The sequence below is a fragment of the Nocardia sp. NPDC003693 genome (genome assembly GCF_053981095.1).
Map to the genome: position 1 here is coordinate 29,729 of NZ_JBSFNO010000017.1, position 16,197 is coordinate 45,925.

A 16,197-nucleotide genomic window follows, 5' to 3' on the forward strand; every position below is an offset into this window, starting at 1 on the left:
CGAACAGGTTCGGGCACAACGGTTTCCCGGACGCACGCGGCCGCGCCGCAGTGTGATCACAGCCGGGCCGCTATGCGGGCCCCGGTCCGCCGTACCAGGTCGGCGGCCTCGGCCATACAGACGCGCGGGTCCGGTTCCAGTTCCGACAGCGCATAGGCGGCGTCGAAACCGGCGGCGCGTATCTGCCCGGGGCTCAGCAGGATTCGGCCCGCTATGGCGACGACCGGAACACCGGCGCGGTGGGCCGCGGCGGCCACCCCCATGGGGGCCTTGCCGTGCAGTGTCTGCTCGTCGAACGATCCCTCACCGGTGACGACCAGGTCGGCGGTCGCCAGGGCGGCGGGGAAATCCACCAGTTCCAGGATCACCTCGATGCCCGGGCGCGGGATCGCGTTCAGGACCGTCAGGGCCGCGAAGCCGGTGCCGCCGGCCGCGCCCGCGCCGGGCTCGCCGGCCCGCTCCGGGCCGAGCAGGGCGGCCCAGCGGGTCAGTCCCGCTTCGAGAATCGCCTGATCGGCGGGGGTCGCGCCCTTCTGGGGCGCGTAGACCGCCACCGCGCCGTGCGGGCCGAGCAGCGGATTGTCCACGTCGGTGGCGAGGGTGAACCGGGCGCCGGCGAGCGCGGCGTGCAGGCCGGTGCGGTCGACGCGCGCGGCGCGGGCGAGAGCCGCTCCGCCGGGCGGCAATTCGGCGCCGTCGGCGTCGAGTACGCGCAGACCCAGGGCCCGCAGCAGGCCGGCCCCGCCGTCGGTGGAGGCGCTGCCGCCCAGGCCGAGCACGATGTTCCGCACCCCGGCGTCGAGCGCGTGCGCGACGACCACGCCCAGGCCGTGGGTATCCGCGTGCAGCGGATCCGGTTGTGCGCCGGGCAGTTTCGCGAGGCCGACCACGGCGGCGAGTTCGAGGACCGCGGTGTCCCCGCGCCGGGCGTAGGCGGTCTCGCCCGGGACGCCGGTCGGGCCGGGCGCGGTCACGGCGATCCGGTCCCAGCCCGCGGCCAGGAAGGCGTCGACCGTCCCGTCACCGCCGTCGGCGATCGGCAGCCGGGTGACCTCGAAACCCCCGTGGGAGCGGCGGAACCCCAGGTCGAGGGCCGTCGCCACCTCGGCGGCGGTCAGCGAACCCTTGAACTTGTCCGGGGCGAGCAGGACCCGGCGGGCACGGGTGGGCGTCACCAGGACAGTGTTGTCCATCGCCGCGCATCCGGCACCGCGACGGCGCGCCGTATCTGCGACACGCCGAGGGTGTGGAACCCGGGAACGGACAAATAGCCGCAGACCCTCGGGCTATTTTCGATATATGCCGAGTGAGCCGAATGCGCCGATCGAGGTCCGCAAGAACGACGAGCTCGATCGTTTCGAGCTGTACGTCGACGGCTATCTGGCGGGGGTGGCGGCCTATCAGGACACCGCCAACGAGCGCGCGTTCGTGCACACCGAGATCTATCCCCAATTCGAGGGGCAGGGCTACGGCCGCAAACTCGTGCAGGGCGCGCTCGACCAGACCCGGGCCGCGGGCTTCGGCATCCTGCCGCTGTGCCCGATGGTGCACCACTTCGTCGAATCCCGGCCGGAATACCTGGCGCTGGTCCCGCAGTGGTCGCGCGAACGACTGAACCTCCCCCAGCAGTAAGGGCGACCAGGCGGCGGCGAATCGCCCGCGCCGGCGGCCCGCCGCGCACCGAAACCGATCCCGTCGATCACCCGGCGCGCAGCGGCCGCGCCGGGTCCGCGCCGAGCGGCGACCCGGACAACGACCTCAGTGCGCCGAGTACGCCTTGACCGCGCCGTCCAGCGCGGACTGGAGTTCGTCGCGCACCACGCGGGTGATCTCGGCGGGCTTGCTGGGCAGGCCGTCGACGGGCAGGCCGAAGTAGAAGCTGGCCGACTTGGCCTCCTCCTTGGTCGGCTCCACCTTCGGGTCCAGGCGCGGCCCGTAACTCAGGCCCAGGCTCACCAGCACCGGGTCGGCGCCGAGCCGCTTGGCCCGGAATCCGATGTGCCCGATACCCGTTCCCACCGGCTGCAGCTGGGTGGGGTCCACGTTGTTGCAGGTCCCCTCGGGGAAGACCGCGACGCCGTCCCCGCGTGCCAGGCGCTCGGCGCAGATGTCGATCATGCGCTGGCCGGCGGCGTTCACCGCGCGCAGACCGTGGTCCTTGCCGCGGAACACCGGAATGCCGCCCATCATGTCGATCCGCGCGCGCAGCTTGGGCTCTTCGAACAATTCGTCCTTGGCCAGGACCCGGGTCCGCCCGATGGCGGGCCGCAGCGCGCTGCGCCAGGCCGCCGCGGCCACCGTGTACGGGTCCAGCTGGGACAGGTGGTTGATGGCGATCAGCAGCGGGCGCCGCTGAGAGATCAATTCCCGCAAGCGCTCCCGCGCGCCCACCGCGTAGGAGACGCGGGGGCGGTAGCGCCGCCCCAGCATCCAGTAGGCCCCCCTGGCCTGGAGCAGATTCTGCTGATGGTCGCGATAGAAGTCGTAGACCGCGTCGCTGTTCTCGAGGACAACCTCGGGCCGTTCCATGGCCTCACCCTAGCCACCGGATCGCGATCGCGCCGGGGCGAGTGCGAACGCGGGCCCGCCGTACCCGGCCGATGACGCAATTGCGCGGTTCCGAAAATTACCCGGCGCAATTGTGGTGCCACGGTGGAATGATGGCGGGGTGGCACGCGCAGAAGAACATGGCGACAGTTCTAGACGCGAATTCCGGCATGAGGACCAGGTCGTGCGTCCGGGGACGCTGCTGGTGTCCGCGACCGACCTCACGGAACCGGCGTTTCGACGCACAGTCGTGTACATCGTCGAACACAACGAGGCGGGCAGTCGGGGGGTAATCCTCAACCGGCCCAGCGAGACCCCGGTCGCGGAAGTCCTACCGGATTGGAGCGCGCTGGCGGCCGATCCGGACACCCTCTATCTCGGCGGACCGGTGCAGCGCGATTCCGCCCTGTGCCTGGCCACCCTGAAGATCGGCGCCACCATCGCCGGGGTACCCGGGCTGCGGCGGGTGGACGGCCGGGTGGCGCTGGTGAACCTGGATTCCGACCCCGACCGCATCGCACCGCTCATCGAGGGCCTGCGGGTCTTCGCGGGCTACGCGGGCTGGACCTTCGGCCAGCTCGAAGGTGAACTGGATCGGGGCGACTGGATCGTGCTCTCGGCGCTGCCGGGCGATCCGCTCGCCGGCCGGGTCGACCTGTGGGGCCGCGTGCTGCGGCGGCAGCCGTTGCCGCTCTCGCTGCTGGCCACCCACCCGGTCGACTCGCCGCGCACCCGATCGAACTGAATCGCGGCCCACACCGTGGTTCGGGTGTGGACAGCGGGAACAGCGGTATCCGCCGACTGATTCGGTGAGGTCATGGGCACTGTGCCGGGCGAATCCGACCGGCGACCGGACTCCCGGCCGCCGGATCCGCCGGTGCCGGTCCGGGCGCCCGCGGACGACGCCGAGGCCCTGTTGCGGGCGCTGTACGACGAGCACGCGGCACCGCTGTGGCGGTTCACCTTCGGCCTGGTCGGCGATCCGGGGCGGGCCGAGGACATCGTGCAGGAGACCCTGCTGCGCGCCTGGCAGCGCCCGGCGATCCTGGATCAGTCCACCACCTCCGCCCGCGCCTGGTTGTTCACCGTGGCCAGGCATCTGGCGGTGGACGAACATCGATCCGCGCGCAATCGGCGGGAGCTGCGCACCGATCATCCGCCGGAGCAGGTAACGCCCGACCAATCCGATCGCGCCCTGGACGGCTGGCTGGTCGCCGACGCCCTCGCGCGCTTGAGCGCCGATCACCGCGATGTCATCGTGCGGGCCTACTACCGGGGCCTGTCCACCCACCAGATCGCCGCGGAGCTGGACATTCCCGAGGGCACCGTGAAGTCCCGCATGCACTACGGCATGCGGGCGCTACGACTGGCGTTGCAGGAGATGGGGGTGACGAGATGACCGCGGAACATGAACTCTGCGAAGGGTTCACGACCTGGGACGGCGCGTACGTGCTCGGCGCTCTCGCCCGCGCCGAACGCCGCGCGTACGAGGAGCACCTGGCCGGCTGCGCACCCTGCCGCGCGGCGGTGGCCGAGCTGACGGGGCTGCCCGGGCTGCTGACGCTGGTCGATCCGGAGACGGCGATATCGCTCGCGGCCCGGCCGGATCCACCGGACACGGTGCCGCCACCGCCCGAGCGCCTGCTGCCCGGCCTGGCCGCGCGGGCCGCCCGCGCGCGTGTACGCCGGCGCCGGTGGGCCGCGGGCGGCGCCATCGCGGCAGCGGCGGCGGCCGCGTGCGTCGCCGTTCCGGTGACGGCCGCGGTGGTCGAGCACCAGCGCCCGGCGGTGGAGGTGGTTGCGCAGGGCCCGCTCCTGGCCCGGGTCGAGACGCCGATCACCGCGACGTTCGAGGTGCGGGTGGTGGACGGGCAGACCCGGGTGGACATGCGGTGCGACTACCCGCCGTCCGAGGACGTCTACTCCTGGCAGCTGTCGCTGTGGGTCGTGCGCGACGACGGTACGCAATCCAAACTGGCGGAGTGGACGGCGGTTCCGGGTCGGGTCTTCACCCCGGACGGTACGACCTCAGTCGCGCCGGACCGCCTGCGCGCCGTCGAGGTCCGCAACGGGTACGGGAAAGTCCTACTGGCGGCAGATATCTGAGGTTCGGGGTCGAACCGCACCGGAACGCACGAAAGCGGCGCACCCTGCTCGGGTGCGCCGTCATCGCGACGTGCGGGTGTCGTTCAGGCGCCGGGGATCAGTTGGCGCGGCGGCGGAAAAGCGATGTGGACCAGAAGAATCCGAGCACCGCGATGCCGACGCACCAGGCCAGCGCCATGATGCCGTTGTTACCGATCTCGGTGCCCATGAGCAGGCCGCGCAGGGTCTCGGTGATCGGGGTGAAGGGCTGGTACTCGGCGAAGTGCCGGACACCGGCGGGCATGGTGTCGGTGGGCACCAGACCGCTGCCGAGGAAGGGCAGCAACAGGATCGGCATGGGCATGTTGCTCGCGCTCTCCGGCGTCTGGGCGAGCAGACCGAACGCGACCCCGAGCCAGTTCAGCGCGAAGAACACCAGGCCGATGAGCCCGATCGCGGCCAGCCACTCCACCGGGGTCGCGGACGGCCGGAACCCGACCAGCACCGCGACGCCGGTCATCGCCGCCACGCCCAGCATGCCCTGGATCCAGCTGCCGACGACCTGTCCGGTCAGCACCGACGACTGCGAGATGTGCATGGTGCGAAAGCGATCGACGATGCCCTTGGTCATGTCCGTGCACATGGAGACCGCCACGCCGGCGATCATGTACGCCGGGATGATGAGCATCATGCCGGGGGTGAGGTAGTCGATGTACTTGCCGGTGGAGGCGCCCAGCGCGCCGCCGAACACGTAGTTGAACACCAGCAGCAGCACGATCGGCATCAGGATCATGCTGAAGGTCATCGAGGGATATCGCTTGGCGTGCACCATGTTCCGGCGCAGCATCGTGGCGGAATCGGCGTAGGCGGTGGCCAGGGCGCTCATCGCGCGTTCTCCTTGCTCGTGGTGTGTCCGCCGGTGAGGGCGAGGAAGACGTCGTCCAGGTCGGGCGTGTGCACCGACAGCCCGGCGGGTTCGATGCGCGCGGCGTCGAGGCGGTCGATCACCTCGCGCACCGAGCGCACGCCGCCGTCGCTGGGGACGGCCAGCGTGAGATCGCCGTTGACCTGCGCGGCGGTACCCAATACCTGTGCGGCGTCGGTCAATTGGTCCCGGTCGGCGAAGTCGAGCCGGATGTAGCCGCCCGGCACCAGGCGTTTGAGTTGATCGGCGGTGCCCTCCGCGACCAGCCTGCCGCCGTGCAGCACCGCGATGCGATCCGCGAGTTGATCGGCTTCTTCCAGGTACTGGGTGGTGAGCAGGATGCTCACCCCGCCTCGGACCAGTTCGCGAATGATGTCCCACATGGCACGGCGGCTGCGCGGATCCAGGCCGACGGTGGGTTCGTCGAGGAAGATCACGCTCGGGTCGCCGACCAGGGTCATGGCCAGGTCGAGGCGGCGGGTCATCCCGCCGGAGTAGCTGCCCGCGGGCTTGTCCGCGGCATCGACCAGATCGAACCGCTCCAGCAGTTCGCCGGCCCGCCGCCGGCTCTCGGCCCGCGGCAGATGCCGCAGATCGCCCATGAGCAGCAGGTTTTCGCGGCCGGTGAGCAGTTCGTCGACCGCGGAGAACTGTCCGGTCACCCCGATCACCGAGCGCACCCGCTCCGGTTCGGTCGCGAGATCGTGCCCGCCGACCCGGATGTCGCCGCCGTCGGCGCGCATGAGGGTCGACAGGATCCGCACGGTGGTGGTCTTGCCCGCGCCGTTCGGGCCGAGCAGCGCGAAGATGCTGCCGCGGTCGACGCGGAAGTCGATGCGGTCGAGCACTATCTGCTCGCCGAAGGATTTGCACAGGCCGGTCGCGGTGATCGCCGCCGTGCTCGGATCGTGGTTCATTGTTCCCCTCGAATCAATGGGTACGCATGAATGCATGCTTCGGGTGAGCCGTGACCGCAGAGGCTGCGATCAAAGCGATGAGCTGTTCGGTTGTGCGAGAGCGGATGCCGCCCCGTGGGGATCAGATATCGAGGACTTCGACGTTCGGGTGTTCGGCGGCGTCGACCAGGCGGGCGTAGAGGCGCTGGGGGATCAGCTTCTCGAGTTCGTGCAGTTCCTCCACGACCACGAGTTCGTAATCGCCCCAGTCCTGTTCGCCGACCCCGAGCAGGCGGCGCCACTGCTTCCAGTCCTTGAGAATGTTGGTGTCGGTGGGGAATTCGCTCCAGTTGGAGAAGTGACTGTGCACCGCGTACGCGCCCTTGCGGGTGCGGTACACCCGGATGTCCTCGACGCGCTTGTCGGTGACCTGGTGCCATTCGGTGAGCAGGGTGGCCGAGAAGCGCACCTGCCGCACCCCGTCCTTGCCGAGCTTGAGGACCACTTCGTCGTAGCCCTCGAGGCGGCCCTCCTCGAGTTCGATGAACCGGCGCAGCGCCGTCACGATCGCGCCCGACAAATTGCCCCCGACCAGTTCCTGCGCACGTGTGAACAGCTGGAGGTCGTCATCGGATACGTAGATCGTCTTGTTCGGCATGAGCCAACTATACGTAGACGTATACATACATTGCAAGAGGGGCGGCGAACTCGCCCGGGAACCGGCCGCGCCCGCCGATTGAACCGCGGCCCGCCCACCCTCGTATCCCCGGGTAGAACCGACTCGGGCATCCGGTGTCCGGCGCCGAGAGGAGCCGCCCATGCACAATGGAACACGAGTGGTGGATCACCTGGTCAGAGCGATTTCCACGCTGGGGGTGCGACACCTGTTCGGGGTCGGCGGGGCCAATATCGAAGACCTGTACGACGCGGCGCACGATCATCGGCGCCTGCTCACCGCCGTCGTGGCCAAGCACGAATTCGCCGCCGCGACCATGGCCGACGGCTACGCGCGCTCCACCTCCGGGCTCGGCGTCGTGGCGGCCACCTCCGGCGGCGGCGCCATGAATCTGGTCCCCGGACTCGCCGAGTCCTTCGCCTCCCGGGTTCCCGTCCTGGCCCTGATCGGCCAGCCCCCGACCGTCCTGGAGGGCAAGGGCGCCTTCCAGGACACGAGCGGGCGGGCCGGCGCCATCGACGCGGTCCGGCTGTTCACGCCGGTCTCGCGCTACTGTGCGCGCGTCGACGCGGCCGCCGACCTGCCCGCTCACCTCACCCGCGCGGTGCGCGCCGCGCGCGGGGACGATCCGGACACCGGCGGGCACGGCGGCGGACCGGCGATCCTGCTGCTGCCCAAGGACATTCAGCAGGCCGATCTGCTCGCCCCCGAGTTCACGCCGCCGCCGCGCCCGTACCGGCCGCCCGCCGCGAGCCTGCACCGGGTCGCGGACACCGTGCGCACCGCGCGCGAGCTGGGCCGGGTGCTGATCATCGCGGGCGCCCAGGTCGCCCGGGACGACGCGCGCGCCGAACTCGCCGAGCTGGCCGCGGTGCTCGGCGCCGCCGTCGCGGTGGCCCCGGACGCCATCGACGTCTACCACCACGCCGACCCGGGCTTCTGCGGCCTCGTCGGCAGCATGGGCCACCCCGGGACGCGCGCCGCGCTCGACGCCGCCGCACTGTGCCTGCTGGTCGGGGCCCGAATGCCGGTGACCGACCGGGCCGGGCTGGAGGACGCGCTGCGGGCCGTGCCGCTGGCCAGCGTCGGCGCCGAAATCCCCTTCCTGCCTTCGATTCACGCGCGCGGAGCCGACCTGGGACCGGCGCTCGCCGAACTGACCGGCGCACTGGCGCCGTCCGCGCCGATCGCCGTGCTCGCCGTCGGCGGGAGCGCCGAAACGTCCCCGCGCCGCGCGCGTTTCGAGGCGGACCGCGACGCGACCGGTCCACCGGCTCCCGCCGCCGCCGTCACCGCGCTCGAGGTGCCCCCGGCCACGGGGCCGGGACTGCGCTACCGCACGGTGGTGGAGACCATCAACGCCGAGTTGCCGCCCGGGGCAGACGTTTTCGCCGATGCCGGAAACACCGGCGCCGCGGTGACGCATCACCTGCGCCTGCCCCGGGGCGGGCGCTTCACCGTCGCCCTGGGCATGGGCGGCATGGGGTACGCCTTCGGCGCGGGCATCGGCTCGGCGTTCGCGCGGCGGCACCGCGGGGACGGCGGCCTCCGGCGCACGTTCGTGATCGCCGGCGACGGCGCCTTCTACATGCACGGCATGGAGATCCACACCGCGATCGAATACGGGTTACCGATCACCTTCGTCCTGTTCAACAACAACGCGCACGCCATGTGCGTCACCCGCGAACAGCTCTACTACCGGGATCGATACAGCTTCAACCGGTTTCGGCCGGCGAATCCGGGCGCCGGTCTGGCCGCCATGTTCCCGGATCTGTGCGCCCACGCACCCACCACCCGCGCCGAACTCCGTGCCGCGCTGCGGCATTGCCTCGGCAGTCCCGGACCGTCGTGCATCGCCGTCGACTGCGATCCCGACGAGATCCCGCCCTTCACACCGTTCCTGACGGCACCCCGGAGGTAACCGTGACCAGTTCGACCCGACCCGAGCGACTCCCCGCCCTCGAGGACCTGCCCCCGGATGTGCCCGGCGTCCTGCGCATCGAGACCTCGGACCGCGAGGCCACCACCCCGATCATTCTGGACATGCTGCGCTCGGTCTATCCCCACGATCAGGTCTTCGGCGAGTACTGCACGGTCCAGGGCCACATCGACGCGCCGCCGCGCGAACTCTACGACTACCTCGCCGACACCCGCTCGCTCGAGGAGTGGACCTACAGCCTGCGCGGGTTCACCGAGACCGCGACGCCCGGACTGTGGGAGTCCTACGACCGGCTCGGCGACAACACCCGCATCTTCACGCGGACCGTCGCCAACCCCGACGCCATGACCGTCGACTACCACTGCGCCTGGGATCAGCCCGACCACCTGTGGATGATCTACCTGCTGCGGGTGGTCGACGCGCAGGTGGTGTTCGACAAGCCGGGATCGGTGGTGCTCTGGACCAACTGCCACCACCCGTTCTACGACGAGAACCCGTACCGCGACAGCGCGCCCGGCGACCGCAAGGTGTGGGTCGGCGACTTCTGGGAGATGTTCTCCGCCGGGCACCAACTCGAACTCGACAATCTCAGGGCCATCGCCGAGTACCGGGCCGCACACGGGCTCCCGCTCACCCCCACCTGGATGAGATGAGGTGTGCGCCATGGACTTCACCGATCCCGCCCTCGTCACCCCCGCCGTCAGCCTGCTCGACGTCGCCTCGTACCTGCCCGGCGAACCCGTGGGCACCGAATACTTCACGCGCTACTCACGATCCGAGCGCATGGCCAAGAACGTGATGTTCCGCGCGCCCACCGGCCGGCACCACCGCGGGCCCGACGAGACCGCGGTCGACATGGCCGAGCGGGCGGTCGCGCCGCTGGTGGAAAGACATGGGGCGCAAGAGCTCTCGAAGATCGATGTGCTGCTGACCCATACCCAGCTGCCGGACAATCCGGTGCTCGGCCCCGGCGGGGAGATGGCGCGCAGGCTGAACATGCGCCCCCGCTACGTCTTCGACGTGCACAACGGCGGGTGCGCGGCCTTCGTGCACATGATGTGGCTGGCCCGCACCGTGCTGCGGACCACCGATGCGCGCACCGCCCTCATCGTCACCACCCAGAACTGCGCGGGACCGGTTTTCACCCAGCCCGACATCCGCGGTCTCGCACAGGCCCCGGTGCCGGGCGACGGCTGCGGGGTCGGATTGCTGGTCAAGAACAGCGCCGCGCCCATCCTCGACATCGAATGCCGGACCTACCCCGAGTTCGCCGGGGACATGGATTTCGACACCGGCTCCGAGCGCAAGTACTGGCAGCCCGGCTCCGGTCAGGCGTGCGTCACCTTCACCGAATCCAAAGTGGCCAAGGTGTTCACGCGCGGCAATCGGCTGGTGCCCGAGGTCGCGCAGGCGGTGTGCAAGCGCATCGGGGTCAAGAGCAGCGACATCGACACCCTGGTCACCAATCAGCCCAACCGCCTGTTCCTGCGCAACTGGCACGACGCGCTCGAACTGCCCGCCGAACGGCACCCCGACACCTTCGATCACTGCGGAAACCTGTTCGCCGCGGGCATTCCGGTCACCCTGGACACCGAGAACTCCGCCGGGCGGCTGCGCAACGGTTCGGTGGTGCTCATGGCGGCGTTCGCGCACGCGGGCGACTTCGCGGGCGCGGCGGCCGTGCGCTGGGGTGCGGCGCGATGACCGCTCTCGAGTCGTACCACGTCGCGACCGGCCGCTTCGAGACCGAGCGCTTCGATCTGAGCCTGAGCGAGAACCCCTTCCCGCCGCTGCCCTCGGTGCTGGACGCGCTGGACGAGGCCCTGGCCGGCGCGAATCGGTACCCGGAGTTCGCGCCGCTGCGACTGTCCGAACTGATCGCCGGGCACATCGGCGTGCGTGCGGATCAGGTGGTGGTCGGCGCGGGCGCGACCGGCGTCGCGATGCAGATCATGCAGACGCTCCCCCGCCGGGGCGCGCCTTTCGTCTTCGCCGCGCCCACCTTCGACGGCTACCCGATCCTGGCGGGCATGACCGGATTGCGGCCGGTCCCGGTGCCGGTGGACCTGCGCGGACGCCAGGACGTGTGGGCCATGGCCCGGCTCGTCGACGCGGACACCGGCCTCGTCGCGGTCTGCCGGCCGCACAATCCCACCGGCACGGTGCTCTCCCGCAGCGAACTCGGCGCGTTCCTGTGCGCGGTCCCCGCCGGGGTGCCCGTCCTGCTCGACGAGGCGTACCTGGAATTCCTCGGCGCGAGCGAGGTCCTGGACACCGTCGAGCTGGTGCGCCGGCACCCGAATGTGCTGGTGCTGCGGACCTTTTCGAAGGCGTACGGCCTGGCCGGGCTGCGCATCGGCTACGCCTTCGGCGACCCCGCGCTGATCCGCCGGGTGCGGCGACTGCAACTGCCCTTCGGCATCCCCGCGCTCGCCGTCGCGGCGGTCCGCGCCTCGTACGCCGCCGAATTCGAACTGGGCGAACGCATCCTGCGCATCACCACCCAACGCGAACTCCTGCGCACCGCGCTGCGACGGGCGGGCATCCGCGTACCGCGCAGCAGCGCCAACTTCCTCTACCTCCCCGGCGCCGGCATCGCACCGGCGCTGGCCCGCGCGGGCATCGTGGCCAAGCGCTACCCGGACGGCAGCGTGCGCGTGGCCGTCGGCGACCCCGCCGCGGACACCGCCGTGCTACGCGCCCTCACCGGCGACCGTGAGCCGCGCGCCCGCGCGCTCGCCCCCGACGACAGTCACCTGATCGCCCTCACGGTGCCGTGCGGGCCCAGCGCTGCGCCAGGGCCGCGCAGACGATGAGCTGCACCTGGTGAAAGAGCATGAGGGGCAACACGATCAGGCCGATCGGTGACCCCGCGAACAGCACGGTCGCCATGGGCAGGCCGGTGGCGAGACTCTTCTTGGAACCGCAGAACACGACGACGATGCGGTCCTCGCGGTTGAACCCCGCCGCGCGACCGGCCGCCATGGTCGCGGCGATGACCAGCGCCAGGAGCACGCAGCAGACCGCGAGCAGCGCCAGGATCCGCCACGGCGACATGGCGTGCCAGATGCCCTCCACCATGCCCGCGCTGAAGGCGCTGTAGACCACCAGCAGGATCGAGCCGCGATCCACGAGCTTCGTCGGTTCGGCGTAGCGGGCCATCCAGTCCTTGATTCGCGGCCGGACGAGCTGCCCGAGGAAGAACGGGACCAGCAGCTGCAGCACGATGTCGAGGATCGCGGACGGGTCCACCCGCGCCTGGCCCGTGGTGTTCATGAGCAGGATGACCAGCGCCGGGGTCAGGAAGACGCCGAGCAGATTCGAGACGGTGGCGCTGACGATCGCACCGGCCACGTTGCCCTTGGCGATGGAGGTGAAGGCGATCGAGGACTGCACGGTCGAGGGCACCAGGCACAGGAACAGCAGGCCGGTGTAGAGGTCCTCGGTCAGCACGCCCGGCACCAGCAGGTGCGCGGCCACCCCGAGCACGGGGAACAGCACGAAGGTGCAGGCGAGCACCACCAGGTGCAGGCGCCAGTGTTTGAGGCCCTCGACGGCCTCGTTCGGGGAAAGGCGCGCGCCGTACAGAAAGAACAGCAATGCGATAGCAATCTTGGTGAGCCAGCTCACAATATCGGCGGCGTCGCCCCGTGCCGGAAAAATACTGGCCACGGCGATGACGGCGAGGATCGACAAAATGAATCCGTCGATATAGAACTTGCTGAGAAATCGCACGGGTCAAGGCTAATCACCCCCGGCGAAAAGGATTAACACCGCACCCGGACGACCGCGATACTGATGTCGATCGACCGCACGCACGAGTTCCGAGGTGGAATGCCATGGTTCCCTGGACCACACTGGCCGGTACGCACGCCCCGGCCCTCGCCGCGGAGACCTGGGGGATGTCCGGGCCGACGTTCCTGGCGCTGTTCTGGCTGGCCGCGCTGGCGGGCGGAGTCTTCGTCATCGGGCAGCGCGTGCACCTCGCGCGCTCGCAGGGCGCCGCCGATCCCTATGCGGGACCGCTGAATCCGATCGAGACCGCGCTGCTGTTCGACGACCGGCGCGCGGTGCTCGCCGCCCTCACGTTCCTGCGCGGACGCGGGCTCATCGACTCCGCCGGCGTGCCCTGCCGCGCCGTCTCCACGCAGGAACTCGATGCGCTGGACCCGGTGTCGCGGGCGGTGTACGCGCATCTGCGCGTCTCGGCCGACCGCAAGGTACCCGCACTGCTGAAGGCGGCACGGGGCGCACTGGACGCGGTGCGCGTCTCGCTGGGCAAGCGCGGCTATCTGTTCGGCGACGACCAGCGACGAGCGCTGCGGCTGTCCGCCATTCCGCTGTGGGCACTGCTGGCGGTCGGCGTGCTGCGGTTCTTCGCGGGCCTGGACAATCACCGGCCGGTGATCTACCTCGTCATCAGTATCTTCGTGCTGCTCACGGCCACCCGGCTGCTGATCCAGCCGCCCCGGCTGACCCGGCGCGGTCGTGCCGCCATCGCCGAGGCCACGCGCCGCAACGGCCATCTGCGCCCCGATCGTTCCCCCGCCTACGCCGCCTATGGCGCCGAGAGCGCGGCGGTCGCCGTGGCCCTGTTCGGCGCGGCCGTGCTGTGGAGCGCCGATCCCGGCCTCGCGGGCGCGACGGGCACGGTCAGCGCGTCGGGCGGCGACTTCAGCGGCGGCGGCAGCAGCTGCTCGGGCGGCGACAGCGGCGGCGGAAGCAGTTGCGGCGGCGGGGGTTGCGGTGGTGGCGGAGGCTGCGGCGGATGACCGGCCACGGCGACATCGGCATGCCGGACGGCGACGGCGGTCCCCGCCACGGCGACGGACCGCTGCCGGCCGGGGTGATCGGGATCGGGTGGCGGCCCGAGATCTGCGGCATGATCGCCGATCTCGACGGGATCGGGTTCTGCGAGGTGATCGCGGAATCGTTGCGCGCCCCGGCGGGTAGGTGGCGGCGGCGGGCCGGGATCACCGTGCCGGACGAGCTGTCGGCCTTGATCGCGCGCGGCGTACCCGCTGTGCCGCACGGCATCTCACTCTCGCTCGGCGGCGCGGAGGCGGTCGACGAGCGGCGGATCGCCCACCTGGCCGCCTGCGCGAGCGCCCTGGGGTCGCCGGTCGTGAGCGAGCACATCGCGTTCGTCCGCGCGGGCGGGGTGGAGGCCGGGCACCTGCTGCCGGTCCCCCGCACCCGGGAGGCGCTCGATGCCCTGGTGCGCAATATCTCCCGGGTGCAGCGGGAATTGCCCGTGCCGCTCGCGGTGGAGAATATCGCCGCGCTCTTCGACTGGCCGGACGCGGAATTCACCGAGGCGGAATTCCTTCGAGAACTCCTGGAGCGCACCGGCGTTCATTTGCTGCTGGATATCGCGAACGTCTACGCCAACGCCCGCAACAGTTCTCGCGATCCGCTCACGGAATTGCTGCGCCTGCCCGCCGAACGCATCGCGTACTGCCACGTCGCCGGTGGCCGGGAGGTTGCGGGCCGCTATCACGACACCCACGTGCACGCCGTGCCCGCCGAGGTGCTGGCCCTGGTCGCCGAATTCGCCCCGTCCCGCCCGGTTCCGCTGATGCTGGAACGCGACGGAAACTACCCGCCCGCAACCGAACTGCTCGCCGAGTTGAACGCGATCGCCGTGGCCGCCCGCCGCCCGGCGATCACCTCGCGGCCCGCGCCGCTGCCGACATGAGCACCGGCAACGGGAATCCCGCCACCGGCACGGCCGCCGCCCGGGAACCGTCGTCCGAACTCGGGTCCGGTCTGTATGACCGCCGATCCGAGGACCACCTCACCCCGGCAGCGGGCGTCCCGGCACCATCGGGTTTCGACACGGCCGGCGACGATTCGGCGGATCGGACCGGACCCTCGGGGGCACCCACTCCCCAGCCGAGCCTGGCCGACCAGCAGGAGGCGCTGGTGCGCGCGCTGGTCGCGGGCGCGGCGGCGCCACCCGGCTTCGACGCCGCGGATCTGGCCGCCACCGCGCACGCGCTGTTGCACAAGCGGGCCGGTGAGGTGGCCGCCCGTTTTCCCGTGTTCGCGTACGCGTGCGGACCCGAGTTCACGGCCCGATTTTTGGAGTGGGCGGCCACCAGACCCAAGACCACCACCGCGGCCGACGCCGCGGCGTTCGCGGCGCACATCGGCGTGCCCCCGCCCCGGACGGGCGGTCGTCGCCGATTCGGGCGATAGATGCATCAGTGCTAATGTTCGTATCTGTTTGCTGGAAGGTGTCTTGATCCGTCTCGAAAGGGAAGTTCCATGACTCACGTTCTGCACAACGACCACGATCACGCGCACGGCGCCGCCTGCGGGCATGTTGCCGTGCCGCACGGCGATCACGTGGATTACGTCCACGACGGCCACCTGCACCGCGCGCACGACGGCCACTACGACGAGTGCGAGCCCTCGTCCCACGCCGAGCACGCCGGGCACACCCACGAACACGGTGAGGGCTGCGGCCATGTCGCGGTGCCGCACGGCGATCACATGGACTACATCCACGACGGCCACCGGCACGCCGCCCACGACGGCCACTACGACGAGCACTGACCGGCGTCGCCGGCTCGGATCCGCGCGGCTCGCGGATGCCGGGCGAGTGCGAATCGAGCTCTGCCCGCCGGTGATCCCGCTCACCGGGGCATGCTGAATTCATGATCGAAATCCGCACGGTGTCCACCGACCGGGAGCTGGCCGACGCGTACGCGGTCCGGATCCGGGTGTTCGTCGACGAACAGGGCGTGCCCCCGGAGCTGGAACTCGACGAGTTCGACGCGAGCGCCGATCACTTCCTGGCCCGGCTCGACGGGCGTCCGGTCGGCGCCGGCCGGCTCATCGTGCGCGACGAGGTGGGGGTGCTGGGCCGGCTGGCCGTGCTGCGGGAGGCCCGCGGCACGGGTCTGGGCGCGGCGCTCGTGCGAGCCATCGAGGGCCGGGGGCGCGAACGCGGTCTGCCCGCGCTCGAACTGCACGCCCAGACCCAGGCCGAGGGCTTCTACGAACGGCTCGGCTACAAGGCGTACGGGGAGATCGAGATGGACGCGGGCATTCCGCACATCTGGATGCGCAAGTCGCTCACCGAGTCCTGATCCGCCCCGGGCGGGATCCCGATCCGGATCGG

19 protein-coding genes are annotated in these 16,197 nt (G+C 70.8%); 13 read left to right on the forward strand and 6 right to left on the reverse strand.

Going from position 1 to position 16,197, the window contains the following annotated elements; genetic code table 11:
* Window positions 1-56: 56 nt before the first annotated feature.
* Window positions 57-1,193: a glycerate kinase gene (locus ACWDOP_RS19895; RefSeq protein WP_456346273.1), complete on the reverse strand. Its 1,137-nt coding sequence runs from the start codon at window positions 1,191-1,193 to the stop codon at window positions 57-59.
* 106 nt (window positions 1,194-1,299) lie between these two features.
* Here ACWDOP_RS19895 and ACWDOP_RS19900 point away from each other — a divergent pair, with 106 nt between their 5' ends.
* Window positions 1,300-1,632, forward strand: a complete 333-nt coding sequence (locus ACWDOP_RS19900) for a GNAT family N-acetyltransferase (RefSeq protein WP_456346274.1) — start codon at window positions 1,300-1,302, stop codon at window positions 1,630-1,632.
* Window positions 1,633-1,758: 126 nt separating this feature from the next.
* Here the strand turns inward: ACWDOP_RS19900 and ACWDOP_RS19905 are convergent, their stop codons facing one another.
* Window positions 1,759-2,529, reverse strand: coding sequence for a lysophospholipid acyltransferase family protein (locus ACWDOP_RS19905; protein WP_454200985.1), 771 nt, complete (start codon window positions 2,527-2,529; stop codon window positions 1,759-1,761).
* A 139-nt stretch (window positions 2,530-2,668) separates the two neighbouring features.
* Between ACWDOP_RS19905 and ACWDOP_RS19910 the strand changes: the two genes are divergently transcribed.
* The 3 genes from ACWDOP_RS19910 (at window position 2,669) to ACWDOP_RS19920 (ending at window position 4,653) form a co-directional block, all read left to right on the forward strand.
* Window positions 2,669-3,292 (forward strand): YqgE/AlgH family protein, encoded by a 624-nt coding sequence (locus tag ACWDOP_RS19910; RefSeq protein WP_456346275.1) that lies wholly within the window; start codon window positions 2,669-2,671, stop codon window positions 3,290-3,292.
* 72 nt (window positions 3,293-3,364) lie between these two features.
* Window positions 3,365-3,946, forward strand: a complete 582-nt coding sequence (locus ACWDOP_RS19915) for a sigma-70 family RNA polymerase sigma factor (protein ID WP_456346276.1) — start codon at window positions 3,365-3,367, stop codon at window positions 3,944-3,946.
* Entirely contained in the window at window positions 3,943-4,653 is a 711-nt protein-coding gene (locus tag ACWDOP_RS19920; protein ID WP_456346277.1) for a zf-HC2 domain-containing protein, read from the forward strand. The genes ACWDOP_RS19915 and ACWDOP_RS19920 overlap by 4 nt, the downstream gene beginning before the upstream one ends.
* Before the next feature lie 97 nt (window positions 4,654-4,750).
* On the opposite strand, the gene ACWDOP_RS19925 is transcribed toward ACWDOP_RS19920, so the two are convergent.
* The 3 genes from ACWDOP_RS19925 to ACWDOP_RS19935 form a co-directional block, all read right to left on the reverse strand.
* A complete protein-coding gene (locus ACWDOP_RS19925) occupies window positions 4,751-5,518 on the reverse strand; it encodes an ABC transporter permease (protein ID WP_454200981.1) in 768 nt (255 codons plus the stop codon).
* The gene (locus ACWDOP_RS19930) at window positions 5,515-6,474 is read right to left on the reverse strand and encodes an ATP-binding cassette domain-containing protein (protein WP_456346278.1); all 960 of its coding nucleotides are present in this window, start codon (window positions 6,472-6,474) and stop codon (window positions 5,515-5,517) included. Before ACWDOP_RS19930 ends, ACWDOP_RS19925 begins: the two co-directional genes overlap by 4 nt.
* A gap of 121 nt (window positions 6,475-6,595) precedes the next feature.
* Window positions 6,596-7,111 carry an EXLDI protein gene (locus tag ACWDOP_RS19935; protein WP_456346279.1) on the reverse strand — a complete coding sequence of 172 codons (516 nt, stop codon included), beginning with the start codon at window positions 7,109-7,111 and terminating at the stop codon, window positions 6,596-6,598.
* 160 nt (window positions 7,112-7,271) lie between these two features.
* Here ACWDOP_RS19935 and ACWDOP_RS19940 point away from each other — a divergent pair, with 160 nt between their 5' ends.
* The 4 genes from ACWDOP_RS19940 to ACWDOP_RS19955 are packed head-to-tail and all read left to right on the forward strand — an operon-like array spanning window position 7,272 to window position 11,884.
* Window positions 7,272-9,050: a thiamine pyrophosphate-binding protein gene (locus ACWDOP_RS19940; protein ID WP_456346280.1), complete on the forward strand. Its 1,779-nt coding sequence runs from the start codon at window positions 7,272-7,274 to the stop codon at window positions 9,048-9,050.
* 2 nt (window positions 9,051-9,052) lie between these two features.
* Complete coding sequence (locus ACWDOP_RS19945) at window positions 9,053-9,721, forward strand: SRPBCC family protein (RefSeq protein WP_454200977.1); 669 nt, start codon at window positions 9,053-9,055, stop codon at window positions 9,719-9,721.
* Window positions 9,722-9,731: 10 nt separating this feature from the next.
* Window positions 9,732-10,772, forward strand: coding sequence for a 3-oxoacyl-ACP synthase III family protein (locus tag ACWDOP_RS19950; protein ID WP_454200976.1), 1,041 nt, complete (start codon window positions 9,732-9,734; stop codon window positions 10,770-10,772).
* Entirely contained in the window at window positions 10,769-11,884 is a 1,116-nt protein-coding gene (locus ACWDOP_RS19955) for an aminotransferase class I/II-fold pyridoxal phosphate-dependent enzyme (protein ID WP_456346281.1), read from the forward strand. The genes ACWDOP_RS19950 and ACWDOP_RS19955 overlap by 4 nt, the downstream gene beginning before the upstream one ends.
* On the opposite strand, the gene ACWDOP_RS19960 is transcribed toward ACWDOP_RS19955, so the two are convergent.
* On the reverse strand, window positions 11,835-12,803 hold the full coding sequence (locus ACWDOP_RS19960; RefSeq protein WP_456346282.1) for a bile acid:sodium symporter family protein: 969 nt from the start codon (window positions 12,801-12,803) through the stop codon (window positions 11,835-11,837). The two genes, ACWDOP_RS19955 and ACWDOP_RS19960, sit on opposite strands and share 50 nt — an antisense overlap.
* Window positions 12,804-12,907: 104 nt before the next feature.
* Here ACWDOP_RS19960 and ACWDOP_RS19965 point away from each other — a divergent pair, with 104 nt between their 5' ends.
* The 5 genes from ACWDOP_RS19965 (at window position 12,908) to ACWDOP_RS19985 (ending at window position 16,165) form a co-directional block, all read left to right on the forward strand.
* A complete protein-coding gene (locus ACWDOP_RS19965; RefSeq protein WP_456346283.1) occupies window positions 12,908-13,840 on the forward strand; it encodes a TIGR04222 domain-containing membrane protein in 933 nt (310 codons plus the stop codon).
* A 20-nt stretch (window positions 13,841-13,860) separates the two neighbouring features.
* Window positions 13,861-14,766, forward strand: coding sequence for a DUF692 domain-containing protein (locus ACWDOP_RS19970; RefSeq protein ID WP_456346352.1), 906 nt, complete (start codon window positions 13,861-13,863; stop codon window positions 14,764-14,766).
* On the forward strand, window positions 14,763-15,269 hold the full coding sequence (locus tag ACWDOP_RS19975; RefSeq protein ID WP_456346284.1) for a hypothetical protein: 507 nt from the start codon (window positions 14,763-14,765) through the stop codon (window positions 15,267-15,269). Before ACWDOP_RS19970 ends, ACWDOP_RS19975 begins: the two co-directional genes overlap by 4 nt.
* 69 nt (window positions 15,270-15,338) lie before the next feature.
* Window positions 15,339-15,629, forward strand: a complete 291-nt coding sequence (locus tag ACWDOP_RS19980) for a hypothetical protein (protein WP_454200971.1) — start codon at window positions 15,339-15,341, stop codon at window positions 15,627-15,629.
* Between the two features lie 101 nt (window positions 15,630-15,730).
* Window positions 15,731-16,165 (forward strand): GNAT family N-acetyltransferase, encoded by a 435-nt coding sequence (locus tag ACWDOP_RS19985; RefSeq protein ID WP_456346285.1) that lies wholly within the window; start codon window positions 15,731-15,733, stop codon window positions 16,163-16,165.
* The last annotated feature ends 32 nt before the right edge of the window (window positions 16,166-16,197 follow it).